34 protein-coding genes are annotated in these 23,105 nt (G+C 62.3%); 9 read left to right on the top strand and 25 right to left on the bottom strand.

Annotated features, from left to right (window positions below; all coding sequences use genetic code 11):
• The first annotated feature begins 9 nt into the window (after positions 1-9).
• Both PHE40_RS02105 and PHE40_RS02110 read left to right on the top strand, forming a co-directional pair.
• Entirely contained in the window at positions 10-510 is a 501-nt protein-coding gene (locus PHE40_RS02105; protein WP_299957315.1) for a hypothetical protein, read from the top strand.
• A complete protein-coding gene (locus PHE40_RS02110; protein ID WP_299957318.1) occupies positions 507-857 on the top strand; it encodes a helix-turn-helix domain-containing protein in 351 nt (116 codons plus the stop codon). Before PHE40_RS02105 ends, PHE40_RS02110 begins: the two co-directional genes overlap by 4 nt.
• A gap of 37 nt (positions 858-894) precedes the next feature.
• Here PHE40_RS02110 and PHE40_RS02115 read toward each other — a convergent pair whose 3' ends face one another.
• The 11 genes from PHE40_RS02115 to PHE40_RS02165 all read right to left on the bottom strand — a co-directional run bounded on the left by PHE40_RS02115 (position 895) and on the right by PHE40_RS02165 (position 9,459).
• Positions 895-1,269 carry a DUF2958 domain-containing protein gene (locus PHE40_RS02115; RefSeq protein ID WP_299957321.1) on the bottom strand — a complete coding sequence of 125 codons (375 nt, stop codon included), beginning with the start codon at positions 1,267-1,269 and terminating at the stop codon, positions 895-897.
• Positions 1,266-1,472: a hypothetical protein gene (locus PHE40_RS02120; RefSeq protein ID WP_299957324.1), complete on the bottom strand. Its 207-nt coding sequence runs from the start codon at positions 1,470-1,472 to the stop codon at positions 1,266-1,268. The genes PHE40_RS02115 and PHE40_RS02120 overlap by 4 nt, the downstream gene beginning before the upstream one ends.
• 473 nt (positions 1,473-1,945) lie before the next feature.
• A complete protein-coding gene (locus PHE40_RS02125) occupies positions 1,946-2,113 on the bottom strand; it encodes a hypothetical protein (RefSeq protein ID WP_299957327.1) in 168 nt (55 codons plus the stop codon).
• 369 nt (positions 2,114-2,482) lie between these two features.
• Entirely contained in the window at positions 2,483-2,797 is a 315-nt protein-coding gene (locus tag PHE40_RS02130; RefSeq protein ID WP_299957330.1) for a DUF736 domain-containing protein, read from the bottom strand.
• Between the two features lie 591 nt (positions 2,798-3,388).
• Positions 3,389-4,243, bottom strand: coding sequence for a Fic family protein (locus PHE40_RS02135; protein ID WP_299957333.1), 855 nt, complete (start codon positions 4,241-4,243; stop codon positions 3,389-3,391).
• Complete coding sequence (locus PHE40_RS02140) at positions 4,240-4,446, bottom strand: antitoxin VbhA family protein (protein ID WP_299957336.1); 207 nt, start codon at positions 4,444-4,446, stop codon at positions 4,240-4,242. The genes PHE40_RS02135 and PHE40_RS02140 overlap by 4 nt, the downstream gene beginning before the upstream one ends.
• A 97-nt stretch (positions 4,447-4,543) precedes the next feature.
• On the bottom strand, positions 4,544-5,278 hold the full coding sequence (locus PHE40_RS02145; RefSeq protein WP_299957339.1) for a nuclease-related domain-containing protein: 735 nt from the start codon (positions 5,276-5,278) through the stop codon (positions 4,544-4,546).
• 18 nt (positions 5,279-5,296) lie between these two features.
• Complete coding sequence (locus PHE40_RS02150) at positions 5,297-5,602, bottom strand: hypothetical protein (RefSeq protein WP_299957342.1); 306 nt, start codon at positions 5,600-5,602, stop codon at positions 5,297-5,299.
• Positions 5,595-6,299 (bottom strand): ParA family protein, encoded by a 705-nt coding sequence (locus PHE40_RS02155; RefSeq protein WP_299957345.1) that lies wholly within the window; start codon positions 6,297-6,299, stop codon positions 5,595-5,597. The genes PHE40_RS02150 and PHE40_RS02155 overlap by 8 nt, the downstream gene beginning before the upstream one ends.
• A gap of 225 nt (positions 6,300-6,524) precedes the next feature.
• A complete protein-coding gene (locus PHE40_RS02160) occupies positions 6,525-8,495 on the bottom strand; it encodes a ParB/RepB/Spo0J family partition protein (RefSeq protein ID WP_299957348.1) in 1,971 nt (656 codons plus the stop codon).
• A 37-nt stretch (positions 8,496-8,532) separates the two neighbouring features.
• A complete protein-coding gene (locus tag PHE40_RS02165) occupies positions 8,533-9,459 on the bottom strand; it encodes an ArdC family protein (RefSeq protein WP_299957351.1) in 927 nt (308 codons plus the stop codon).
• A 678-nt stretch (positions 9,460-10,137) separates the two neighbouring features.
• On the opposite strand from PHE40_RS02165, the gene PHE40_RS02170 reads away from it, so the two are divergent.
• Complete coding sequence (locus tag PHE40_RS02170; protein ID WP_299957354.1) at positions 10,138-11,052, top strand: GGDEF domain-containing protein; 915 nt, start codon at positions 10,138-10,140, stop codon at positions 11,050-11,052.
• A gap of 33 nt (positions 11,053-11,085) precedes the next feature.
• Here PHE40_RS02170 and PHE40_RS02175 read toward each other — a convergent pair whose 3' ends face one another.
• The 4 genes from PHE40_RS02175 to PHE40_RS02190 all read right to left on the bottom strand — a co-directional run bounded on the left by PHE40_RS02175 (position 11,086) and on the right by PHE40_RS02190 (position 13,646).
• Positions 11,086-11,481 (bottom strand): hypothetical protein, encoded by a 396-nt coding sequence (locus PHE40_RS02175; RefSeq protein WP_299957357.1) that lies wholly within the window; start codon positions 11,479-11,481, stop codon positions 11,086-11,088.
• A complete protein-coding gene (locus PHE40_RS02180; RefSeq protein ID WP_299957360.1) occupies positions 11,478-11,879 on the bottom strand; it encodes a response regulator in 402 nt (133 codons plus the stop codon). The genes PHE40_RS02175 and PHE40_RS02180 overlap by 4 nt, the downstream gene beginning before the upstream one ends.
• A gap of 130 nt (positions 11,880-12,009) precedes the next feature.
• Entirely contained in the window at positions 12,010-13,266 is a 1,257-nt protein-coding gene (locus tag PHE40_RS02185; RefSeq protein WP_299957363.1) for a Y-family DNA polymerase, read from the bottom strand.
• A 2-nt stretch (positions 13,267-13,268) separates the two neighbouring features.
• The gene (locus tag PHE40_RS02190; RefSeq protein ID WP_299957366.1) at positions 13,269-13,646 is read right to left on the bottom strand and encodes a LexA family transcriptional regulator; all 378 of its coding nucleotides are present in this window, start codon (positions 13,644-13,646) and stop codon (positions 13,269-13,271) included.
• 73 nt (positions 13,647-13,719) lie between these two features.
• On the opposite strand from PHE40_RS02190, the gene PHE40_RS02195 reads away from it, so the two are divergent.
• Together PHE40_RS02195 and PHE40_RS02200 are read left to right on the top strand one after the other, a co-directional pair.
• On the top strand, positions 13,720-14,400 hold the full coding sequence (locus tag PHE40_RS02195; RefSeq protein ID WP_299957369.1) for an SOS response-associated peptidase: 681 nt from the start codon (positions 13,720-13,722) through the stop codon (positions 14,398-14,400).
• A 91-nt stretch (positions 14,401-14,491) separates the two neighbouring features.
• Complete coding sequence (locus PHE40_RS02200; RefSeq protein ID WP_299957372.1) at positions 14,492-14,899, top strand: hypothetical protein; 408 nt, start codon at positions 14,492-14,494, stop codon at positions 14,897-14,899.
• A gap of 94 nt (positions 14,900-14,993) precedes the next feature.
• On the opposite strand, the gene PHE40_RS02205 is transcribed toward PHE40_RS02200, so the two are convergent.
• The 4 genes from PHE40_RS02205 to PHE40_RS02220 all read right to left on the bottom strand — a co-directional run bounded on the left by PHE40_RS02205 (position 14,994) and on the right by PHE40_RS02220 (position 17,844).
• On the bottom strand, positions 14,994-15,602 hold the full coding sequence (locus PHE40_RS02205; RefSeq protein WP_299957375.1) for a hypothetical protein: 609 nt from the start codon (positions 15,600-15,602) through the stop codon (positions 14,994-14,996).
• 139 nt (positions 15,603-15,741) lie between these two features.
• The gene (locus tag PHE40_RS02210; protein WP_299957378.1) at positions 15,742-16,740 is read right to left on the bottom strand and encodes a hypothetical protein; all 999 of its coding nucleotides are present in this window, start codon (positions 16,738-16,740) and stop codon (positions 15,742-15,744) included.
• A gap of 20 nt (positions 16,741-16,760) precedes the next feature.
• Positions 16,761-17,417, bottom strand: a complete 657-nt coding sequence (locus PHE40_RS02215) for a recombinase family protein (RefSeq protein ID WP_366523568.1) — start codon at positions 17,415-17,417, stop codon at positions 16,761-16,763.
• Between the two features lie 52 nt (positions 17,418-17,469).
• The gene (locus PHE40_RS02220; protein ID WP_299957381.1) at positions 17,470-17,844 is read right to left on the bottom strand and encodes a hypothetical protein; all 375 of its coding nucleotides are present in this window, start codon (positions 17,842-17,844) and stop codon (positions 17,470-17,472) included.
• A gap of 135 nt (positions 17,845-17,979) precedes the next feature.
• Here PHE40_RS02220 and PHE40_RS02225 point away from each other — a divergent pair, with 135 nt between their 5' ends.
• The 3 genes from PHE40_RS02225 (at position 17,980) to PHE40_RS02235 (ending at position 19,044) form a co-directional block, all read left to right on the top strand.
• Positions 17,980-18,315 carry a DUF6516 family protein gene (locus PHE40_RS02225; RefSeq protein WP_299957383.1) on the top strand — a complete coding sequence of 112 codons (336 nt, stop codon included), beginning with the start codon at positions 17,980-17,982 and terminating at the stop codon, positions 18,313-18,315.
• Complete coding sequence (locus PHE40_RS02230; RefSeq protein ID WP_299957386.1) at positions 18,312-18,653, top strand: transcriptional regulator; 342 nt, start codon at positions 18,312-18,314, stop codon at positions 18,651-18,653. The genes PHE40_RS02225 and PHE40_RS02230 overlap by 4 nt, the downstream gene beginning before the upstream one ends.
• 76 nt (positions 18,654-18,729) lie before the next feature.
• Complete coding sequence (locus PHE40_RS02235; RefSeq protein ID WP_299957388.1) at positions 18,730-19,044, top strand: hypothetical protein; 315 nt, start codon at positions 18,730-18,732, stop codon at positions 19,042-19,044.
• Positions 19,045-19,093: 49 nt separating this feature from the next.
• Here PHE40_RS02235 and PHE40_RS02240 read toward each other — a convergent pair whose 3' ends face one another.
• The 6 genes from PHE40_RS02240 to PHE40_RS02265 all read right to left on the bottom strand — a co-directional run bounded on the left by PHE40_RS02240 (position 19,094) and on the right by PHE40_RS02265 (position 22,408).
• On the bottom strand, positions 19,094-19,321 hold the full coding sequence (locus PHE40_RS02240; protein WP_299957391.1) for a hypothetical protein: 228 nt from the start codon (positions 19,319-19,321) through the stop codon (positions 19,094-19,096).
• 376 nt (positions 19,322-19,697) lie between these two features.
• Positions 19,698-20,900, bottom strand: coding sequence for a replication initiation protein RepC (repC, locus tag PHE40_RS02245; protein ID WP_299957393.1), 1,203 nt, complete (start codon positions 20,898-20,900; stop codon positions 19,698-19,700).
• A gap of 490 nt (positions 20,901-21,390) precedes the next feature.
• Entirely contained in the window at positions 21,391-21,612 is a 222-nt protein-coding gene (locus PHE40_RS02250) for a hypothetical protein (RefSeq protein ID WP_299957396.1), read from the bottom strand.
• Positions 21,613-21,618: 6 nt separating this feature from the next.
• Positions 21,619-21,804 carry a hypothetical protein gene (locus PHE40_RS02255; RefSeq protein WP_299957399.1) on the bottom strand — a complete coding sequence of 62 codons (186 nt, stop codon included), beginning with the start codon at positions 21,802-21,804 and terminating at the stop codon, positions 21,619-21,621.
• Positions 21,801-22,046 (bottom strand): hypothetical protein, encoded by a 246-nt coding sequence (locus PHE40_RS02260; protein WP_299957402.1) that lies wholly within the window; start codon positions 22,044-22,046, stop codon positions 21,801-21,803. Before PHE40_RS02260 ends, PHE40_RS02255 begins: the two co-directional genes overlap by 4 nt.
• A gap of 2 nt (positions 22,047-22,048) precedes the next feature.
• A complete protein-coding gene (locus PHE40_RS02265) occupies positions 22,049-22,408 on the bottom strand; it encodes a single-stranded DNA-binding protein (RefSeq protein ID WP_299957405.1) in 360 nt (119 codons plus the stop codon).
• 317 nt (positions 22,409-22,725) lie between these two features.
• Between PHE40_RS02265 and PHE40_RS02270 the strand changes: the two genes are divergently transcribed.
• Positions 22,726-23,031 (top strand): DUF736 domain-containing protein, encoded by a 306-nt coding sequence (locus PHE40_RS02270; protein WP_299957408.1) that lies wholly within the window; start codon positions 22,726-22,728, stop codon positions 23,029-23,031.
• Positions 23,032-23,105 lie beyond the last annotated feature (74 nt).

The following is a 23,105-nucleotide window of genomic DNA, read 5'->3' on the forward strand; positions in this document are numbered from 1 at the left end:
GAACCGGCTTTGCCGCCGGTCAATGTCCGCGCGTCTTCCTTTTTTGTCGTGGCCGGTGCCTGCCGCTGCTGGCATTGCGGCCATGAAACCGATGTTTATGTGCTCGGTGTCGATCCGCCCTTTACCCGGCGCAATACCGTCGATCCCTGGCAGGACGGAACAAGGCCCGCAATCCTAGCCTACATCGAACGCTTAACCGATTCAGTCTTGAACCGCTTGCCACAGCTCGCACCACGCTATTTCTGCGATAGCAGCAAATGGCATCAACGCCCGTATTGGTTGAATCATTGCCGCCACTGCGCTGCAAAGATCGGTGATTTTGAAATCATCGAAGCCGCCTGGGCGCCGCTGCACCCAAGCCGCAATCCGTCCGGTGCTTCGGAATTCACCCGTATCGACGAACCTTTTGAAGCCGCTGCCGTCGCGCATCTTTGCCAGGATAAGGGCTGGGATAACATGTTCGCCCGTCTCGGGCCGCAAGACACAAACAAACAGAGATCAGAGGCTTGAGCGCAAAACTACGGCTCTCGGAAGATACCGTTGGCGACCGGATTAGAACCCGGCGCATCGCGGCAAATATGACCCAAGATGTGCTGGCGGCCCTACTCGGCGTTTCAAGATCGGCCATCGCGCAATGGGAATCAAACCGCACCGGCCAGGTCCGCGACCACATGGAGCGGTTGGCGAAGGTCTTGAAAACATCCGTGGGATACCTCATCGGCGGCGATGAGGGGTCAATCTCAGAAGATGAGCAACTGCTTATCCGGCTGTACCGGACCTGCGCGATTGAGGACAGGCGCGTGCTCTTGATAACGGCCCGCCGCTTTCGCAGAGATTCGACCCCTACCCCGAAATAGCGGCCCTCCCACGATGGGAGGGCCGCCGGTGTCTGGATCACGCGACGATGTATCCGGCCCGTTGTGCCGCCGTGGCATAGGCGGAGAGGGCCTTATCCGCCTGGAAAAACTGGTCCCGCTCCACGGTCAGGCCCAGCGCGGTTTTGACGCTGGTGATCTCGCCAAGGCTGACATAGCCGAGTTCGGGGCATCCCATGCCAAGGTCGCCCAAGCCAAAGGCCAGGTCGTCATCCTCCGGGTCCAGCTCGGTCAGCAACCACGTCATGTCGCTGCCGGGCAGGAACAGCTTGACCACAGGGAACGGGTCGATTTCGTGGCCCTCGCGGCTACGCCTGCCATTTTCGATCAGCGCCGCGCGCTGTTCCGGGGTGAAAAGCCGCATCGCGGCCGTAGGTTCGCGGTCCTCGCTCATGCCGCGATCTCCACCATATCGGGATTGTCGATCAGGACGGCCGCCCGGAGCGTGCCCGCCATATCGGCATAATCCTGGCCCACCTTGGACCAATAGAGCCGGTCGATCCCTGGTGTTGCGTTCGCGGCGATGGCCCAGGCCGCATCCGCGTGGTGTGCAAGCCGGGCCGCCACCTTCAAAACTTCAATGGTACTGTCTCGCATTTTTCTCTCCTCTTGCTGAAAGGCGCTCAACGCCTTTCGGCGGACGCCCCTGCGGCGAGCAGCGGGAGAGGAGGGGGAAAATGCGGGCGGGCGCGGCCGGGCTGCGGAGCGGGCGGGGCTTGCCCTGCGCGACACGCGGCCTGCCGTGCTGTAGGCGGCGTTTTCGAGGGAGGGGATGGGCGGCGCCCTTCCCTCCCCGGCTATCCCCCCTAAAGGGGGGGTGGGGGGCAAGCGGAGCGCGCAGGGCCGTCAGGCCCGGAGGCGTGAGCGATGGAAGCCCGGAGGGCCAAGACCCGGAGGGGCTTGGGGCGCAGCCCGACGTAGCGCCCTGAGCGAAGTGAAGGGCACGCCCATACGCCACGGTGATAAAAGACGCGGGAAATTCAGAATTTTCCCTCACCGGAAACACGCGGTTTCCTGAAAAGAGGGCCGTCAGGGCCGGGAAAGGCCGCCCGAAGGCGGCCTTGCACCGCCTAATGGCGGTGCTTGGGCCGAACCGGCTCCGTCTTGATTTCGAGCTTCACAAAAGGCGGCAGGCTGATCGTGAGGGTGACGCTGGCAACGGCGATCCGCCGCAGGGTGCGGCTAAGGGTGCGGCGCAGGTGGGCGAGCAGCTTTACGGCGGCGTTTGAGATAGTCATGACGTGTCCTCCTTTGGGTGGCGGGAAATCCGCGGAGGATAAGTGCCGGCCCGGAAGAGCGGCCCTGCACCCGGAGGGTCGAAACGCAGTGGAGAACCTGGCGCAGCCAGGTTGCGGGGCCGCGACGGGCTGGCACCCTTCGCACCATGGATTTCCTGTTGCCCAAAGGAGCTGCCATGACGGGGAGCCGCCGCTATGGCGGTGTCCGAGCCTGCGCCGCACCCTTAGCCGTGCCCTGCGGCCCTACGGTCGGGAACAACGGCAGATGTCGGCCTGCCGCCTTTTGTGAAGCTGGGGGGCGAGCTGGACGGTTGGCCCTGCCGCGCGCAGCGCGGTAGCGGCGGGCTATGCCCGCCGCCCCCGGCCGCCTCAGTCCCGGCGTTGTGGGCGGGACCAGATGAGCGCGAACCCGCCTTCATCCTGTTCGATCAGGTTGGCGAAGAACGGGGCCGCGAAGGTCGGATCATCGAGCCGCACCGAATAGTAGGTCCGGCCGGTGTTTTCAGAGGTCTTTTCCCAGGCCGCGCCTACCTCCGTCCGGCCTGCGAACACCCGGTAGGCCGGGGCATCGGGGCTGGTCTGGTTCTGGTTGGGCAGGAAGGCCAGCGATGAATTGAGGCTGAGGGTCTGGATCTTCCCAATGAGTTTGCCGTCTTTCTCGGTGAAGGTGCCGATGGTCGCCATGGTTTCAATCTCCGTGCTGTTCGGGCCGCCAATCGGCCTCGATGGCACGATGCCCGCCGGGGGACGGGTCCGGGGCACCGCTTGCGGCCGCAGCGAAGCGGAGGGCCGAAGGCGGCGGTTATTTTGTCCCGCGAGGAATGGCCGCCTTGCGGCCAGGGGAAAATAATCGCCGGCGAGGTTGCCCCGGTCCCGGCTCTCGGCAATCGTGCCCGTGAGAGAGGCCAGATGGTGGCCCCGGCAATGAACGGAGTGCCCGTCCTGGCGACGGCTGACCTTGGCCGGGGTTCGGCATCGACGGCGGGGATGCCCAGCCCTTTGCGTCTGGCGCTGGCCTTCCTGCCCAACCACACGCCTGCCCTGCCCCGGCTATCGGGGGTCCAAGCGCGCGAAACGGGGCTATGCGGCTCTGGGAGAGGCCGCTACGCCCTGGCTGGGCGTTTTCCGGTACTCGGCTTGATCGGCCCTCCCCGGCCCTGTGGCGCCTTCCTGGCTGGTTTCGGCAAGGGGAGTGCCCCTGACCCGCCTGCGTGGCCGGTCAGAACGGCCAGGGGCGGCGGGCACAGCCCGCCGCTTCCGGCGCGGCAAGCGACATCATTTCAGGCGCGGCCCGCGCGTGGCCTGTTTCGCGGCATCCTGCTCAATCGTGGCATCGGGGGAACCGGCATCGCCGCCCTGCCCTTTCCGCGCCACGCCCGCCCAATAGCTCTCGGCCGTATCGGCCTTCGGCCGTTGTTCCTGGGCCGGGGTGAGCGTCCTGCTTTCCGTCAAGGCCGCACGGATCAAGTCCCGCAGCGGTTGGTCTCCCAGCCCCTTGCGGAAGCTCTCGACCTGTAGCGCGGCCTCGTAGGCGTCGCGCGTCCCGGCATTTTCCGGTGTTACGCCGGGATAATGGCGGCTGAGGACTTCGACATCACGCGCGGCATAGAGCGCGTTCCGATGCTCCGCCGTGACATTGGTGCCCGTCCAATCAAGCGAGAAGCCGGCCTCCGCCGCGAGCGTTCGGGTAAACTCCCGCAAAGTCCGGCTGTTCCCCTCATAAAACCCATGGGTATGGTCTAGGTCGCCATACAGCCGGGCGAGTTTGGTGGCGGCATCATCGGCCGAAAGCCCGCGCAAAGCGCCAGGCCCGCCAAAATCGTCCAAAATCGCCTTGAGTTTCGCCGTTACCCCCTCCGCGAGATAGCGCACCTCATAGACCCCTGCCCTGTCCTCCAGCGCCCGGTTTTTGGCCCATAGGTCCGAATCGCCCCGAACGACGCCGGGCTGATGACGCGGCACATCCTGAAAAATGTAGCCATGGATGGCTTGCAGATGCGCCGCGTCAAATTTTCCGGTTAGCGGTTTTTCATAGAGTTCGCTGAGCCGGTTCGAGACAAGATCAGCCTCTTTGCGTTCTTGGGCTGGTCCCACGTCCCATGAAGATGCGTCATCTTCATCCAGGCTCACGCGCGATGGAGCCTCAGAATGGCTTGGGTCAGTTCCTCGCGCGTCAGCTCGCCGTCGATGTAACGCTGATTCAGCGCCTCAGCCTCCGGCGACACCACGAAGCCTTCAAGCCGCACGCTCCCACGGCCATAATTGATGGCCGCCCGGCGCCGGTCACGTTCCGCCTCAGAGATCAGCGGCTTGCTGGATACGACCTGATCCACGATGCCTTTCCTTTCAGTAAGTTCCTGATATATAGCCGATTTTCTCGAATATTGCAAGTTTTCCGGGCATCGCTCGCCCCGCGACTGGCCTGGAAAATCAGCCGGATAGAAGCCTCTGGGCCGTCAACAGGGCGCAAGCGAGGCTGACCACACTGCCCACCCATAACGCGCGCACCGGGTCGAAACGCCGCCCATGGGCCATCCAGCGCCGATGCTGGGCGCTAAGGGCCGCCTGACCCCAGGCGGCCTTGCGCCGGGCCAATTCCTCGAAAGCCCGCGCAATGCGCCCCGTGGGCGGCCCTGGCGGCCCCAGGAAGGCCGGGAGGCTGGCAAGCGGCATCACCCGGTCGGCCAGTTCCGGGGGCACCTGTAGGAAGCCCGCCGAGACCACAAGCGGGGTGACAGGGACATGGCATATCCCGCCGATGACCTGGGCATGGGTCTGGTTCTGGTGGAGGGGGTTATAGGCCCGGATGGCCTCGCGGCTGCGCGGCCTACGGAGGGTCCATTCCCGGTCCCCTGCCCGGCCCTCGATCCGGCCCCGCCACGTCTTGGTTTCCAGCACAAAAAGCCGGTCCTGGCCGCACACCACATGGTCGATCTGGTGCGTCCCCCTGCCCTGCTGCACCGTCAAATCGGTCAGCATCGTATAGCCAGCCCGTTCCAAGGTCCGCGCAACGCGCTGCTCGCCGCTGTTGCCATGCCGGGTTGCCCGGTCATCCCCGGCCCGGCGCTGCCTGCCAAGCCAGAGCGCGCCAGCCCCGCATCCGAGATAAGCGGTGAAGGACGCGGCCAGGATGGCGTATTCCGACAAGGTGCTATCTGCTATCATTCTGATATTAGATAGTGGCTAACTCGCGCGGGACCGGCGGTAGAGGTCGATCAAATGGGCAAGGCACGCATCCGCGTCAGGAAACTCCGCCACTACCTGCTTGAAATCGTTCTGAACGCCCAAGCTAACCCGCATGTTCATCTGCGCCTTGCCCTTGCGGCGGAGCGTGCGCCCGTCGATCTTCTCGGCCTCTGCCCGGCTGGAAAAGCCGTGTTGCTTGCCCGCCGCCACTGCCGCGCGGTCCTGTTCCGGGGCCACTGGTGGCGCGGCCTTGGGCTTGAAACCTGCAAGGTCCAGCCGCGCCGTTTTCCGTTCCTCAGCCATTGGCCTCTACCCTCCCCTGCCCTGCCTCACCCTCGCTCATCAGAATGTCCCGCACTTCTGCCGCGAACGCTTCGGCGTTCTCGATGGCCGCGCGGGGATTGCGAACGTCACTCCGAGTCTGGTCGTAAAAGCTCGCCCCGACGCGGAACGGCACCTTGAACGCCTCGCGCTCCATGATGGATGTCCGCAGCAACGGGATGCCCAATTCGCGCAACTGCGCGTGAATGTCGCGCATCCCCTTGCTCTCGATGACCGGCGAGGTCCGGGTGAAAAACACCCGGAACGGGATGGTCCGCCGGAATACCTCTTCCTGGGTTTGGATCAGCTTCACCACACTCGCCGCCTCGTCGGCATCAAGCTGGGAACCTTGCATCGGGATCAAGGCGAGGTCCGCCCTGCCCAGGCCAACGGATACTTCCACGTTTTTCGTGCCCTCAAGGTCCACGATGACAAACGGATCGCGTAGCGCCGCGTCGTCAATGGCGCGCGCAGCGGCATTGCCCACGGCCCCCGTCACGGTCAGCCCTGCCGGGATGCTATCGGGAAACCGGGCAGCCCAACGCGCCAGCGGGGCGTTGGGGTCGGCGTCGATCAGCGTGGTGGCTGCACCCGCCTGGGTGAACACGAAAGCCAAGGCAAGGGCCGAGGTCGTCTTGCCGACGCCGCCCTTGCTTGACGCGAACACGATGGTTGGCACTGGCGCCGCTCCTTCCAATATCTACTATCAGGACGATAACCAATATCTACCTAATATCAGATAACTTTGCAATATCAAATATCTTTCCAATAACCACTACCAACCCGATAACCGATAACAACCCACTATCTGAAATCTGCCTAATATCTGCTATCTTTCCGCTATCAGATAGCAGAAAGAGCCACCCTTGCGGGTGGCTCTTGAGTGGCGAGGGCAGGGGCCGGGTTAAGCGGCTTCGGCTTCCGCTTCCGGCTCCGGGGTCGGCAGCCCCTGAGTCCGCAGCACGCCCGGCACCCAGCCTGTCCCGGCAACCGCCGTCACGGCCTCAACAGCCATGACGCCTTTCTTCAAGCCGTCCAACCGGCCCGCCGCCTTGGCACCCGCCGCGTCTTCCACCGCATCGAGGATGCTGGTCTTGCTGATGCGGGAAAAGAAGCCGTCCGCCGTGGGCTGCCAGTGCTTCGCCATGTCCAGTTGCAGGGTGGTGGCAAGCTGCCCGGCATGGGTCATGCGCTGCCGGAAAGCGAAATCACCGTGCTTCTGGTGGGTGGCGTCGATAGACACCGCCGCGCACACCGCGATGAGGTCAAGCAAATCCTCGTCGGAAAGGGCCAAGATCGCGCCCCAAAGCTCGCCAGACTTACCCGGAAGCCGCAACCGCCAATGGCCGATACGGGATTTCAGGGCATCGTCATCCGGGCAATGCGTTTTCGAGATGGCCGGAATATAAACCTCGTGAACGCTCACGGTCAGCGCGCCGGTTTCATGGGCCATAATCCGCGCGGCAAGGGCATGGGCCACGGCCCGCAAGGCAATATCCGGGCGTTTTGCCAGTTCCAGGCGCAGCGCAATCGTCCGGGCGGCGTGAAGATCGGTCAACACCGCATCGGACAGCCCGGCAGTGGAAACCGGGGCAGGGGAGGGGGGCAGGGCCTCGCCTTCGCCTTCGGCCTCGCCGTCCCCCTCGTCCTCACCTTCCGCCCCCTCCGGGGTCTCAACGCCTTCCTCGTCCTCCATGGCGGCATCGCCACGCTGCCGCAGGGCATCGAGGGCGGGGATGTCCTCGCGCTTGACATAGCCAAGAACGGCGGTCGGGTTGCCGTCCTCGTCCAGCGTAATCCAGCCCCCGGCAAGGGCCTGCTCGTCCCGGTCGAACGCATGTTCCCGGCTTTCGATGGCATCAAGCTCCGCAGTCAGGGCCGCGTGTTCTTCGGCCAGCGGACCATCCTCCGGCTCATCCCCCCCTGTTTCCTCCGCGATTTCATCCAGGCGCGTGGAAATCACAGCGCGCCGGGCCTCATCTTCACCGCTAAGAGGCTGATAACGCAGGTGAATACGCGCGAAGCCGCGCGCCATCGCGTCATCATGCTCGGCCACCGGCGCAATCCATTTCCAGCCTTCCGCGAGGATGGCCGGAACCTCCGCCGCCAGCATTTCCACCGTGAGGCGGTCCAGCAACGCGCTGTCGTCCGCGTAGCCACCCCCCTCCGTGTCGAACAGGTCGCGGCTGATCGTGCCACCCGCCGCAACGTAGGCATCCTCGCCCACATAGATGAAACGGGCATCGTCCGTGCCCACTTTCTGGTGAGTCAGCATCCGAATGACGGTCTGCCGCTGCATCTGAACCCCACGCGCCGTAAGGTCCGCGAAAACCTGCGCCTGCTCGGCATGATCGTCCGTCACCGTAAAGCCCATGACGGCTTCAAGGCTGATTTCATCCTCACGAAACGCCGCGAGGATGACCGGGGCAACCTTCCCCAGCTTCATCCGCCGCGTCACCACGGCGGGCATCACGCCAAAGCGGGCGGCCACGTCCTCGATGCTCTTACCCTGGTCGATCATGGCCGCGAACGCCGCAAACTCGTCCGCCGGGTGCATGTTCTCCCGCTGCACATTTTCCGCGAGGCTGAGGGCAACCGCTTCCTCGCGCGGTTTCACCAAAACCGGAACCTCATAGCTCTTGGGAATTTTCCTCTGCTTCACCAAGGCGGCGAGGGCCTTCCTGCGGCGCTCGCCACCCGCAACCGCGAATTTCTCCTTGTCCGTGACATAGACAATGAGATTTTGAAGGATGCCATCGCAGAGGATGGACGCCTTCATGCCTTCATGCCCGGCATCGGTGTTCGTCCTGCGGACGTTCTCCGGGGCCTGCACAAGTTTGGAAACAGGTATCATTTCAAGTGTATCGGTCGTCATTGTTCTCTCTCCTTGTTAAAGTGGGAATGGGGGCCGCCTAAGCGGCTTCTGCCTCTGCCGTGTCGGCCTGGGTTTCGGGGTGGAACGCGCAGAGGTATTCGAGCGCATCGCTGGCCTTGGCGGCTGCCGTGAGCAAAGCTCGGCTGTTTTGCTTCAAGACCGTTAACCAGTGTGCAATATAGGGAGCGTGATCCTCGCGGATTTCCGGCTGCAATCCGATTTCCGCCATGCTGAAAGCTGCGCCAAGTTCCGCGACCAATTCTTCCATCGCGTAGCCTTCATCGCCCCAACTCACGCGGCCAAAATCGCGCGCAAGCCGCGTCTCGTGCCTCGTCCAATGCACGGTTTCATGGGCGCGTGTGGAAAAGTAGGCTTCCGGGCTACGGAAATTGTCACGCTCTGGTAGTTCAATCCGGTCGGTGCTCGGCATGTAAAACGCTCGCGCGCCACCATGGCGAACATCTGCCGGGATCGCGTCAAACCACGCGGACGCATCCGCATAAGCGGACCAATCGCGCGCCTCCGGGGCTTCAACCGGCTTCGGCGCAGGCACATAGAACCGCTCTGGCAAGCCCCCGATCTGCTCGGCGTTGAAAACGGAATAGGCTTTGAGAAAAGCGAAACTCCGCTCTACGTCTTCACCTTCCGCATTAGTTTCGGTGCGGCTGACACGATTGGCATAGACGATCTGCGTGCTATGCTCGCCCTTTCGGACACATGCCCCGTATTCAAGGGCTTGTTTGAAGGTCATCCAGTAGGGGGAGCGATAGCCCGCTTCCTGCGCTTCCGCCCAAAGGATCAGCACATTGATGCCCCGATAACGCGGGCCGCTGTGCCGTCTCGGCATGACCGGACGCGAGGCTTGCCCCGCAACCGTCCAGGGCTGCGACCATGGCATGACACCACGCTCAAGCTCGGCCACAACCGCCTTGGTAATCCGCTCGCAAATCTCATGGCTCTTCATTGTTCCGCTCTCCATCAGGGCCTTTGCTTTCCCTGAAAATCTTTCCAAGGAAGCGACAGCTTCCTTGGAAGCGCCCAGCGGCGAGCGCGGGGCAGCGGGGTCAAGCGCGGCCGAAGGGGAGGGGGATCACCCGGCCTGCACGGAGCGGAGCGCAGCGGAGTGGAGGAAGGCTGGGGATACCCCTTCGGCCGTGCTTGATGCCGCTGGAGGGGTGTCCCCTCGCAAGGGTCTCCCCGGAGGGGAGACCTGGGCATAAACCTGTGAGGTTATGATCGGCGGGGGTGGGCCTTGTCCGTCAGCCAGGTTCGCATCGCTGGTCGGCGCCAGCCCCGGACTTGAAACCCTTCACCGGCCGGCGATGTCATTACCACGGCGGTAGAAGTGACAAGATTGTCACTTGTTGATCCTGATAGCCCATTTGGGCTATCTAGGGTTGCCCGCCGAGAGGCGGGTGGAGGCGTGGAAACCTCCTGAATAGAGAGCCGGTCGAGTTCTGCGACCGGGTGGCGGACGTGTATGTCCAAGCCACCCGGCCAAAGACGTCCGCGCCTGACTCTATTCAGGTTTCCAACACCCGGTTCTGGAACCGGCACGCCCCCTCAATCGGAGGTGTGCCGCTGGCTGTCCGCAACTTGTTACAAATGCAGCCAAAGGACAGTTGGACGCGGGTGATCTTTTTTGTACAGCCACCTTCCTGTCGGCCGCCTGGTCGGCTGTCTTGAACGCCTAACGAGAGAGCAAACCTGGCTTGCCGTGCTGGCGGCAACCGCGGCGATCACGGCCGCCGAAAGGCTGGTGCCCGGCATCGAGTTCTCACCCCTGTACGTCCCCGTGATCTGCATAGCGAGCTGGCGGCTTGGTGCGCGCCCCGGCTACATCACCGCCGCCGGCGCCGCCGTGCTGATGACCATTTTAACGTCCGGCAGTTTCGACGACCGCGCGATCCCCATAATGCTGGGCAAGTTTATTATCAGCATCGTCAGCTTTGTTTATGTCGCGCGCCTCATCACTAGCTTTCGGCAAGCCTATAATCGAGAGCGTTACCTTGCGCGACGGGACCGCATGACTGGCGCACTGAACCATGAATGTTTCCGTGAGCAGGCCCGCGCCACACTCGCCATGGCCCGCAACAAGGGGGAGTTCTTGTTACTGGCGATGCTGGATTTTGACGACTTCAAAGACGTGAACAGCAATCATGGTCATTCGGCGGGTGATTCCGTACTGCGAGGTTTCTCCCGTGCGGCCGTCTCAATCATCCGGCGGCACGATGATTTTGGCCGTCTCGGAGGTGACGAATTCGCGGTGCTGATGGTCCTCCACAGTTCGGAGGAAGCCAAACCGCTCGCCACCGTCCTCCATGCGCGATTATCCGAAGTCCTCAGCAACGGGCCAATCCCGGTAACGTGCAGCATGGGGGCGCTCGTGATCCCGCCGGACAACACGGACTCTGAGGCCGATTTATTGCATCAAGCAGACATGCTCATGTATGCGGCCAAGCGTAGCGGGAAAAACAGCCTACACATCGAATGGTGCGGAACCCTAGCCCCGGAATTGATCGCGCCCGAAGCCCGGCGCCGCTGGAAACCCGCCTAGCTTACGAGCTGGCCACCGCTTAGAAGGCCACAGCTAAATATCGCCCTTCCGGCGCCGGTCGCGTGCCGCAAGCAGCCTTTGGATTTCCTGTAAAACAAGCCGATGCTCATAGGGTTTCGTCAAGGCCGGACCATCCGCGCAGATTTCGCCGGCTTTCTCTGCTGTCCGGGCGACGGTGCCAGTCAGCACCACGTCAATGCTGGGATGATTGGCACGCACCCAGCCAGCAAAGGCAAAGCCATTCTCCCCAATCCCTTCGGCGTCGGCAAGAATCACATCAACTGCGACCTGCGGCTTCGCCAGGGCTTGCCGCGCCTCGTCGGCATCGAAGGCTTCGAGGACATGAAACCCACACTGGCGGAGATATTCCGCAAGCGGAGTACGGACCAAAAGGTCGGCTTCGACCAAGAGGAGGAGGGGTTGTGTCATGGCGCGTCGTCACCCCCTACAAGGCCCAGAGACCGCAGAACAAGCGCAACCACATGAAAAATCTCGTAGGGCTTGGGGACAAAATGCAGCGCGCCCCCTATGTCGGGGGGCTGACCATCGCCAGAGGTCAGAATCACCGGGAGCTTCGGAAGTGCCACGCGAACCCGCCGGGCGAGTTGCACGCCATCGACGGTGCCCGGCATTTGGACATCAGAAAATATCAGGTCCACATGACTTCCTGACTCAAGATAGCCCACGGCATCGTCACCGGATCGCGCCTCAACGACTTGAAAGCCCAAGTCCCGCAGCTCGTCGGCGATGAGCATACGAATAAGAATATCATCCTCAACGACCAGGATTTTCTTCGGCTCATCTTCGATCTCGGTTTTTGGCACCATCTTTGCGCTACCCCGTTTTCTCTCCTTATGATGGAGATTGCTAACGTCTCCGTTGTAACGACCACTTTCAAGCCCGTATGCTTCTTGGTGCTGCGTCCTCACCACTTTGTAATCTTTGTGTTGGCATCAACTAAAATGCTCGCCCGATCAGCATTTCATCGGCCCGCGTGGTATAGCGCGGGGAGAGCTGCTGTTGCCGGGCACGCCAGGGCCGCGCTGCGCCGGTTGAGGCGATCCGCAGGGTTTCCCGGCCGAACCGGGCATTGATCGCGTCCAGAGCCGCCATCGCCGCTGCGGATTTCGCCTTGTCGCGGGTTGCAAACAGGCCCGGTTGCTGCCCGGCCGGCGCGAGGTCATGCAGCATGACGCCCGCCTTGAAATACCGGAATCCGGGCCGCCAGACCGCGCGCAGCAAGCGGACGGCCTCGCCGATCAGCGCCCCGGTGTCGGCGGTCGGCTCAATCTCGGCGGCGCGCTGTCCGGAATACCAAGGATCGCCATTATGAGGGTTGGTGTGGGCGAACACGGCGAGATGGCCTGCCTCAAGGCCCTCGCCGCGCAGCTTCTCGGCCGCGCGGGCCGTGTAGTTGGTGATGGCCTCGCGGAGATCCCGCCAGGTCTCAACGAGGCCCCCGAAGGTGCGCGTCACGGCGATGCCCTGGCGTGTCGGGGCCATGAGGGACAGCGGCAGGCAGGAAACCCCGCGCAGCTCGGCATGAACCCGTCCCCCGGTCACGGTCAGCATGTCGCGCACCGCCTGCGGGTCGTGCGAGACGAAATCGGCGATGGTCTCGATGCCTACGGCCGCCAGCTTCGCGGCTGCACGGCCGCCAATGCCCCATACGTCCGCCACGGGCAGCACCGTAAAGTGCCCCGCCCGGTCGGCCGGGCACCGTAAATCACACACCCCGCCCAAGGCAGGGGTGTTCTTGGCGATGCGGTTGGCGAGTTTGGCAAGGGTCTTGGTCGGCCCGATGCCGATGCAGGTTGGTATCTTGGCGAGCTGGCGCACCTCGCGCCGAAGGGCGCGGCAAAAGCGGTCGAGGTCGGCGATGCCCGTGAGGTCAAGAAACATCTCGTCAATCGAGTACGGTTCAACCGCGGGCACGCGCTCGGTGAGCACGTCATAAACGCGCCGGCTCATGTCTCCATAGAGGGCATAATTGCTGGACCGCCATGCCACGGCCCGGCCATCCGGCAGCTTGCGGAAAAGATGCCATGGCTCGCCCATTTTGACGCCCATCGCCTTGGCCTCCGGGGAGCGGGCGATGGCGCATCCGTCATTATTGCTGAGCACAACAAGCGGCTTCGAGCGAAGCTCCGGCGCAAAAGCCTGCTCGGCGGAACAATAGAAGCTGTTGCCGTCGATCAGCGCGAACGTCGGCATCGCTAGACCTTCGTGCGGACCAGGCCCGTGACAACGGCCCAGATTTCCGCATCCTCGCCCTCAACCGGAAGGGGGGCGGTGTCCGGGCGGCCTGAAAGCAGCCACCAATGGCCGTGCCGGAACGCGAGCTGCGCCACCAACACGTCGCCGGCGAGCATCACGACAGCCACATGGCCCGCCGCAGGCGGCTGGGCCGCGTCGGCGATCAGAATATCCCCGGACAGGATGCCCCGGCCCGCCAGCGCGTCCCCAAGGACGCGCACGGGGTATCGGCTCGGTTGTCGCAGGTCGAGGATAGCGGCAAGGTCAATCGGCCCCTCCAGGCTATCGCCGGCGGGACTGACAAAACCCGTAGTGTTCCCACCATTGTACCCAACCATAGCCCCTCCGCAGGATCGCGGAACATAATGAGAACATGCCAGCGGGGCAAGGGGAATGTATAGGGGAGGGGCTATGTGCGGCCGTTTTGCGAGTTTTCAGCCCCCGGAGGCTATCCGCGCCCTCTTTCGCACCGTCAACCCGGTGCCGGAAGACGCACGGCCGTCATGGAACGTCGCGCCGTCACAACCGGCTTTGGCCGTTCGGCGCCACCCTGAAACCGGCGATCGGCACCTTGATCTGCTGATTTGGGGCCTGGTGCCGCATTGGACGAAGGATTTGAAGGCAGCCCGCCGGCCGATCAACGCCCGCGCCGAGAGTGTCGCCAGTTCGTCGATGTTCCGGGGGGCGTTCGCCTCACGGCGTTGCCTGGTGCCTGTCGATGCGTGGTACGAGTGGCAGACCACAGCCGCCGGGAAGCGGCCCTACGCCTTCGCCCGGCCTGACCGCCAAACCATGGCCTTCGCGGGTCTGTGGGAAAGCTGGAAGGCCGAGGGAACGGGAAAGGTGCTCCGCACCTTCGCGGTCCTCACCACGGCCCCCAACACACCGGCCGCCCGCGTGCATGACCGGATGCCTGTCATTCTTCGGCCTGCGGATTGGCCCGTATGGCTGGGGGAGGCGGCCGGCGATCCCGGCGCGCTTCTCCGCCCCGCCCCGGATGAGCTTGTCGAGGCGTGGGCGGTCAGCCGCGACGTGAACACGCCACGCAACAACAACCCGGAGCTGCTGGCACCGCTCGCGGACCTTGGGTGATGCACGGGCGAGCCATGCGTGATGCAAATTCATGCAGGTGCGCGCCCCTCTATTTCGCGCGATAAGGAATCGGCGGAATAGGGGAAAGGAGATGTCTGAAAAATTTTACCCAAATCTCTCTGACAGACTTCAAAAGCTGGTTGATGAGATCATCGCAGAGCTTGAGCCGATGGATTGGCCCACCCGCTTTGAACATCTGCTCGGATGGCTGGCCCTTAAATTGCGATCCGCTCCAACTTGGGATCAGCAGGCAGGTCTTTACCAATTATGGCCGGCCATCGTCGCCGCCGTCTTTGAGAAACTGCCTCCCGATCCTGATCTTATCGAGTGCCAGGCCCTTATGTGCATCGCCCCCACCGAATGGCGAACGATGCTTATCGAGAAGATGGAACGCGACCCCACTGTGGAGGATCGTATCGCCGCCGCCTATCCAGGGTGGCCTTTGATCGTGGACACCATCAAGGAAGCATACGAAGAATATCCGATCCACGACGACTAGAACGACCAGACTGACCGCGAAGGCCCCCGGCCGCCCGCGCCGCCGGGTCTCCAGCTTGGCGGGCAGTCCTCCGCCTGACTTTCAGCAACCGTTCTCAGCGTTGTGCGCTGGCAATCGCCGGCAACACACGCGCCAACACAGCCGCCGCAGATACCCGCGTGTCGAAAACCGTGAGGTCCGCCGTGCCCCCCGATTTCAGGTGCGCGACCAACCAATAACTCGGGCTGCTCCGCGCCCCCGTCCGCTCGTCAATCGTAACGCCGGCAATGTCCGCTAGGCTGGCGATGGGTGTATATGAGGCGGCAACCCCGGCATCCTCATTGATTGAGAAATCCAGCGGGAATTGCACGCGCGCAAAAAAAGCCCCCGACACAAGGATGCAAAAGCCACTGCCCAAAATGACGACCAGATAGGGCAAAAAGGTTTCCCGTTGCCACCAGCCGAGCAATGCCATGAACGAAGCAAAGCCGAGAAGAATGCAGGCCGCGCCGATCTCCGAGTTTGGAACAGTGACGATCCGGAGCAAGTGGCCGGGTTTATCAACCCAATATAGCGGTGAGTCACCGTCCGCCGGCCCTGGAAACGGGACAAATCCGCCTTTCACAAGGAGAGCCTGGATTTGCGCATCGAGGTGCCAGTTCAGGCCGACACAAATAAACGCTAAAAGGATGAGACAGCCGAGAAGCCCCTTTTTCAAGGGCATTGTATTGAATCGCGCATGTGCGGGAGCGGCGGTCCTGTCGGCTTGGGCTTTCGCAAACGCCGCCACCTGGCGGGTGTGCTGAGCATGTTGGCGTTGTTTCCGGCTCAAGACCTAAATTCTCCCCCGTGTTTTAGATGATTTAGAGCCGCACGGCTTTGGGCCGAAGCGGTATATCGTCCGGGCCGCGTTCATAGCCGGAAACCCAGATCAGGCGGCGTTCGGACCACTGCGGGCCATAGGCTTGAAGTTTGAAATGCCCGGCCACCTCCTGGCGTTCCGATAGATTCCACGTCGATGGAATCGTGTTGGCAGGTCTGCCGACTTTCCCCGATGGGTGAAGCCGAGTCATCGCAAACAGACTTTCGCCATTTCTCGGTTTGCCAGCGCGAAGGCGCTCCGGCGAGGTTTCAGGAATTGGCTGCTTCGCTTCGGACGGGCCGAAAAAGTAATAGGCCAGCACCAGCCGAAGGAACACCCCGGCACGGCCCAGGACAGCTTTATGCAAGAGCGGATGGGCGAAAGGCTCCTGCACGGTGAAATCAACCGTCAACCCGCTCTTATCCCCAGCTTGCAGGCTGATCGTGCCGTCCGGGCACAAAACGCCTGCCACGCGCCCGCGCCCGCGCTCGGTGCCCCTATCTGTGAGCTGAACCACGAATTGAGTGTGCCCCGGCATGTCCGGCGGTAGGTACGGCGCGGCTAGGATCGCCCGTAGCTCTATGACCTCGCCTTGATCTCCGTCGGTATTAAATGTCAGCGCACCATGCGGAATGTCCACATACACGGTTTGAAGAGGGCGCAGCCGCTCGCGCCATACGGCATCTGGAATCTCAATCGGTCGTGCGTCAGAGAGAAGATTTGCAGTTTCTCGCGTCAGAACAATTCCCAAAGTCCGGTCCGGGGGCTGACCGTTAAGAAGAAGGCTACTTCCGTCCGGCAGATAGGGGGCAACAATCGACATCAATATTGTGTAAAAAATTTCGTCGAGCATATTTTCAACTGGCGCTCGCCCTGTCTTAGCGCCGTGAAAAATCCGGCCGATGACATCTGCGAAAGCACGGCGCGGATCGCTACTATGCTCTTTCCCGTCCTTGTAATCGACACCCTTGCGGCAAAGATGATCTAGCCAGGTCAACATAAAACCGTGGTCCCTCCGCGCTAAATTATTGCCCCTGTCACGGTCTGCTTGCCGTGTAGAGCTGGAACAACCTTCTGCTGATGTTCTCGCCACACGCGCTTTACCTGGGCCGTGCTGCATCCTGCGAGGCGAGCGGTCGTGGCTATGGAATTCCCGCCACTACGCAAGGCGATGATGCGCGCATGGGTTGTCCCATCCGTTCTGCAGCCCCTGTATTTTCCGGCCTGCTTGGCAAGGTCAATCCCCTGCCGTTGCCGCTCGCGCCGGTCTTCGTAATCTTCACGGGCGATTTGCAACGCCACCTTCAGCATCATTTCTTGCACCGCCTCAAGCACCACACGCGGCACGCCCGACGATTCGGAAACCACCTCCGACAGATCAACCACGCCCGGCACGACAAGGCGCGCGCCTTTCTCCCTGATCGCGGCAACCAGGCGCTCGGCCTCTTCCAATCGAAGGCGGCTGATTCTGTCGATCTTCTCCGCAATGATGACTTCGCCTGGTTGCAGGTCCGCGACCATGCGTAGCAGCTCCGGGCGGTCGGGCCGTGCCCCGGATGCAAATTCCCGATAGACGCCGGCGATGTAATACCCGGCGGCGCGGGCATCGCTGACAATCTTCTCCTGCCGTCGAAGATCCTGCTCACCCGTGCTCACCCGGAGATAGACCCGCGCCACTTTGAGAGGATGTTGCCCGGATGGCCCGGCCCGCGTGGTGCTGCGGGCCTGCTTATTTGACAAGCTCCGGCCTCCACGTTTCGACAACCCTGACAAAATCTTCTTTGTATTGCTCAGGATATTCATGGACGCGGGCAATGAGCTTGAACACCGTCGCCATGTCATCGGAGATGGCGGTATCGACACCCCACAGATTGGTCAGGTCGAAACCGCCGCAATCGCCCGCGTTCCACCAGGCCAGCAAAAAATCAGCCACCCGGCGGCTTTGCCCGGTGTCGCACCTGGCGATGGCGAGCAAGCGCCGCAACGCGGCGTCTTCCTCTTCGGTCATCGGCCGGGGAGGGGGATACATGGCGCGCAGCTCCTCGCGGGTGATGGTCTGGGGTTCGGACGGGGGAAGGGGGCGGAGCGGCGTCGGTTCGGTCATGGTGTGTCTCCCTGGCTAAATTGGGCATACCTGATGAGCCACCCATACATGGACAGGCTCATAATGGGAATACCCCAGCTTCATTTAGCCTAGCTCTACGAGTCTGCCCTATTTAGCCTACCAGCCTCGATTTTGATGGCAGAGTTGCCATCACCGGCCCATGATGGTAAAGCCGCCATCATGAAAGCGACCTTGTTGCTGCGAGACAAGCAGGTGCTCTCCGGCGGCGATGCGGTTGTGGAGCTGGTGATCTGGCAGGTGCCCCGAATGCTTCCGGGCAGCCTCCATCGGTTCAAGTATCGCCTCGCGCTCGTCGTCAACGGCGAATGTGTGCTGCGGTACGACAACGAGGCGGGAAAGGGCGACCATAAGCATGTCGGCGAACGCGAAGTGCCCTACGCATTCACCGATCTGGACCAGCTCTTGCGGGATTTCAGGGCGGATGTGACAGCGTGGAGGGCAAAGCAATGAGCACTGTGACGATTGGCGTAGCAAGCCTTGATGCCGTGATGCAGCGTGCGACCGCAGCGTTCCGTGGCGTGCCGCAGGGCGAACACATTTCCTTTGAAACCGTCGAAGAACTTTGGAAGACATTGACGCCGCGCCGATGGGCATTGATCCGGGCCATGGCCGGTAAGGGGACGATGAGCACGCGCGCCGCCGGCCGGCTCATCGGCCAGGACATCAAGACCATCCATGCCGATGTGCAAGCCCTCCTGAACGCGGGCGTTCTTGAAAAAGACGCAGCCGGGCGCATCAAGTTTCCATACGACGCAATCCATGTCGATTTCATGATCGAAGCCGCGTGATGCTCCGGCCACCGGCATAGGATGACGCCCCCGGATTTGAGGCCATTTTTTCGACGAAACGACAGAGAGGAATCAGATGACGATAGTTAGCCGCCTCGCCGTACTCGCCCTTGGCCTGTGTTTTGTTGCGGGAACCGCCAAAGCTCAGCAATCTCAGCTCCCTGAGCTATCGTCAGAAGCGAAAAATGTTCAAACAACCTTTGCACCCGTGAATCAATCTCTTACGGATTTGATTAAAGGCGGCGCGACAGTGCTGTCCGGGTCTGAAGGGGGGAGCGGTCCATCTGTAATACTTCACGCCGGCGCGCAATATTTCTTCTGCCTCATCCATCCCGTGAATACGCCTGCCAACATTTTAACGGCAACATCTGAGTGCTACCGGCTCAATTAACGATAGCTAATATCTACCCGCTATCCGATAGCGGGTAGATTTCCAAAATTCACCCGAACCGGACGGCGTGCCCGTGCTGGTGGTACACACTGCCATCTTTGCCGGAGCATGATCGGGTGTAGAAGGCATCGCGCACCTCCGCGAGCAAATCGAGCTGGTCATAGACGACCCGGCTGACTCGCTGCCCGTTTACAAAGAAGCGGGTCGGTTTGAAGGTATGTACCGAACGGCTCAAGCTGCATCCGCCCTGTTGAATCATATCGGCAATATAGATCATCTTTTGAAACTCCTTTGGAAAGCCCACGCTTTCCGAAGGAACGCCCCGCGGCGAGCAGGGGGCGAGATAGGCGAGGGCGGGTGCCGGGGAGGGGGATCACCTGGCCTGCACAGAGCGGAGCGAGGGAAGGCCGGGGACACCCCGGCGCGCGGGAGCGTGCGACAACTCCTCGCCGATCTCAGGGGCTGTGCCCCTCGCCTGGCCGCGCCGGAGGGGCGGCGTGGGGATGCGGCAGCCGATCGTCACCCGGATGGGCCGAGACTCTTTGAGGCTCGGTGGAGCTTGGCGTCTTACGCCTAGCGGAATAGAGCGCGGTCGGCTTCGCCGAGCCGCCAGCCTTTATTCCCGTCCACAAAAAACCGGAAATCTGTTGTGTCTAGCTCAGTCTTTTAGAATACCCTGCGCCTTTCAAAGCCCGCTGCTTGACGTGTCTGAACCATGACGCGGTGACACTCGCCTCCTCGCCCTTGGCAATTTTTTTGGCGATTCCGGCCACGTAGCTCGCCCGGCGCAATTCGATTCTCGGCGCGCTGGACCTTGTAAACCTGGCTGGGGGCAATTCCGCGACCGTCGCCACCGTGATTGCCGCCCATTCCCGGCCGAGATTCACGCATAACGTCTTCCACGCCGAATCATTCAGATCCCAGCTCGCCGCGAGCAGATAGGCCGCGTCGATCAGCTCCGGCCAGCTCGGGTTCAAACTCTGCACGTATCCTGCGAGTGACGGACACTGATCGAGCACCATGCCAGACTTCGGGATGAAGTTCGGCCGCCCTACGGGATGGTAAACACCATTCAAATCAGCACCTTGTTGGGGTTTTCCACAGACCCTTCCAGCTACGGACCCCTCATTAGCAATTACAGATTCAGAAACAGATTTAGAATCGGCTGTATTAAGGGGGGCAGAAATGTCCTCCCCCCCTGACATTACTATTCCTGGCTCCGGCGGCAGGGTCGCGCAAAGAGCGCGATCGGCGCGAAAATCAGCCCGCTCCTGGGCGCGATCCGAGATGGCGTCTTCCAGCTCGTCCAACCGCTCCACGGTTGGCCCCAGGTCGATGGCGGGCCGCGCCAAGCCAATCGGGCCGGTTGTGAAGTGCCGGTAAATCCAGCCTGCATCCTGCAACTCCGCCAAATAGCGGCGAATGGTGCGCTCGGTCTTGCCAAGCTCCTGCGCCAGCGTGGCGTTGCAGACCGTGACGCGGAATCGGCCCTCGTTGCAGCCCTCGCGCGAGAGCAAGGCCGCGAGGCGGTATAGAAGCCGCGCAGCGCCATCCGAAACATCCGGCCCGTCCGCGATATGGGGGAGCTGCCCGGCGGCCATCAAGACGCTGTTGAGCCAGCCTTTGGCGGTCGCACGGGCCGCGTAGGCCCGTGCGAGCACCTGGCTGTCATGCTCGGCCCTGTGGGGCATCCCCGGCCGGTCTCGATACAGGATTTCCCCGGCATCGCTGACGGCCTGGCTGAGCCAGCCATCGGCGGCGTCCGGGTCGTCCAGCGCCGCCGGGGGCGGGGGTGGCAAGGTCACGGGCCGGTGCTCGGCCCTGGGCGTGAAGCTCGGTCGATAGGCGTGATTCATCGTTCATTCCTCAGTGGTTGATGAGCCACCGGGGGCGCCTGGAAGGACCAGCTCGCCAAAATTTGGGCGCAGTTTCCCGCCGCAAGTTTGGGCTTGCTTTTTTCCAGATCGTGAGGGAGAGTGCGAACCAGAGCTTAGGGTTCGCTTTTCCACCGTTGACGCGGTGTTCTCAGTTTCACGATCCAGAAAATCGTCCCGCCGGGGTTGGCGCCCTTGGCGGGTTGATTTTTTTATGGGCTTAGGCGCTGCTGGGTAGCGGTATCCTTTCCTTCAAGAATCAAGGCTCGCCTCCCGAATCGGGGGGCGATACTGAACTGTCACACTAAACGGGGCGGCCTGGCGAGCGACGTTTGCGCTTTTCAGCGCGAAGCGCGTACCAGGCCCCTGAAAGTCCGCCTGTCGTGGCGGTGTGACAGAATGGAAACTCCCTGTGAAAACCAGGGAAAAGCGAACAGCAAACGCGGAATGAACAAAGGCGCGGCGGGCGGGTTTACGCGACATCACGCGCCCGCATCGCGTCCCATTTGAGCGCGGCCCCCAAGGCGACTCGTTCGGCCCATATCCACGGGCCGGCATGGTGCGCATCGAGCACATAGAGCGCCGCATCCGGCGCGAGCTGGTCGGCCGCCGCGGCCGCATGGGCAGCGGTGCGGCCATGGGCCAAGGGCAGGCCGGTCTCATGGTTGAAGGCAATGAAGGCGAAATCGTTCATGGCGGGCTAAGGCCGCCAGCGGCGAGGCGCACGCCCGCTCATGCCGAAGATCCACACCGCCGCGATGACGACGCCGGCGATCACCACGTCATCGACCACCGGCAGGCCGCGCATGACGTGCCAGATGGTCGAGTAGATCACGCCCTTGATGATCGTGGCGACGATCAGATGTGCCAGGCCGTAGTGACTCATCGCGGCTTTTCATCCCGTGTCTCGGCCTGTCGCGTTGTCGCAAGCCAGTCATACCAGACGGCTTGCGCCTTCAGCGCGTAGCGCAGTTGGTCGGCAATAGGCTGCAAACGCTCCCGCAGCCGTTTGTTCTGGGCCGCGCGTTCTTCAGGCGTCCAGCTCTGCATAAGAGCCTGGAGCCGGTTCAAGGCGGACTCGCTGCCCTCTAGCCGGTCCATGGCGCTGCGCTGATTGGGGGGAGGCATGGCTAATCCGCCTTGTCGCCGTCGATGAAATTCAAACCGCCATCACCCTTGACGTGAATCTCGGCTTCGCGCCGGTCGGTCTGCTCACCGTCTTTGCGGTAGGTGTGGTAGCTGATTTCGCCATCAACGATGACACGCACGCCCTTTTTGCCACGCTGGCGGGTGCGATCAACCAACCCCGGCGGGAAGACAACGACGCGATGCCAATTCAGATTTTTCCGCCATTCACCGCTCTCTTTATCGAACCAGCCCGTATCTGTGGCGAGGCTGAAAATCGCTAAATCCTTGCCCCCTTGGGTGGTACGAAACTCCGGGTCCGCGCCAATTCTGCCGAGTAATTGGGTAGTGCTTATGTCAGCCATGGAAGAATCCTCCTTTCTGATCTGCGTGAGCTAACAGCCTTAACCGTCGAATATCAATCGTTTTGTGCGGTTCTCATTAAGAAACGCACATCTGGCGCAGACGCGCCAATGATAGAGGGGAGGGCGCTGCCCTCCCCTCCCGAAAGCACCGCCTACAGCCCGGCAGGGCCGCGTATCGCGCAGGGTAAACCCCGCACGCTCCGCAGCCCGGCCGTGCCCGCCGGCCCTTTCCCCACCTCTCCCGCTGCTCGCCGCAGGGGCGTCCGCCGAAAGGCGTTGAGCGCCTTTCGGCGTGAGGATGAGAAAGGAGATTTACGATGCAGGTTGGAACATTTCGCCTTGTGGGCGAGGAATTTAGGGGGGAGCTGCGGACCCTGACGATGACCGCGGAGCTGGCCTTCGTGCCGGTGTATGGATCGAAGGGGAGCATGGCCCCGTCGCATGTCGTGGTCGCCAATGGGGTCGAGGTCGGCACGGCCTGGCCTGCCGGGCCGGAAGCGGGGGTTGGGCTGAAAGTGAGGATTGATGATCCAACCTTCCCGGCGCCGCTCGTGGGCACGCTGAGCCGCTTGAATGATGAAAGTTTCGTGTTGGTCTGGCGGCGGCCGAGCTGGCGCGGCTGACGCTGCCAAACCCCGATAACACCACTGAAACTCTGTGAAACCATTACCGGAAACGCCGGTTGTAGCGCGTTTCC

It is taken from the genome of Acidocella sp. (assembly GCF_028687955.1).
Classification (GTDB): domain Bacteria; phylum Pseudomonadota; class Alphaproteobacteria; order Acetobacterales; family Acetobacteraceae; genus Acidocella.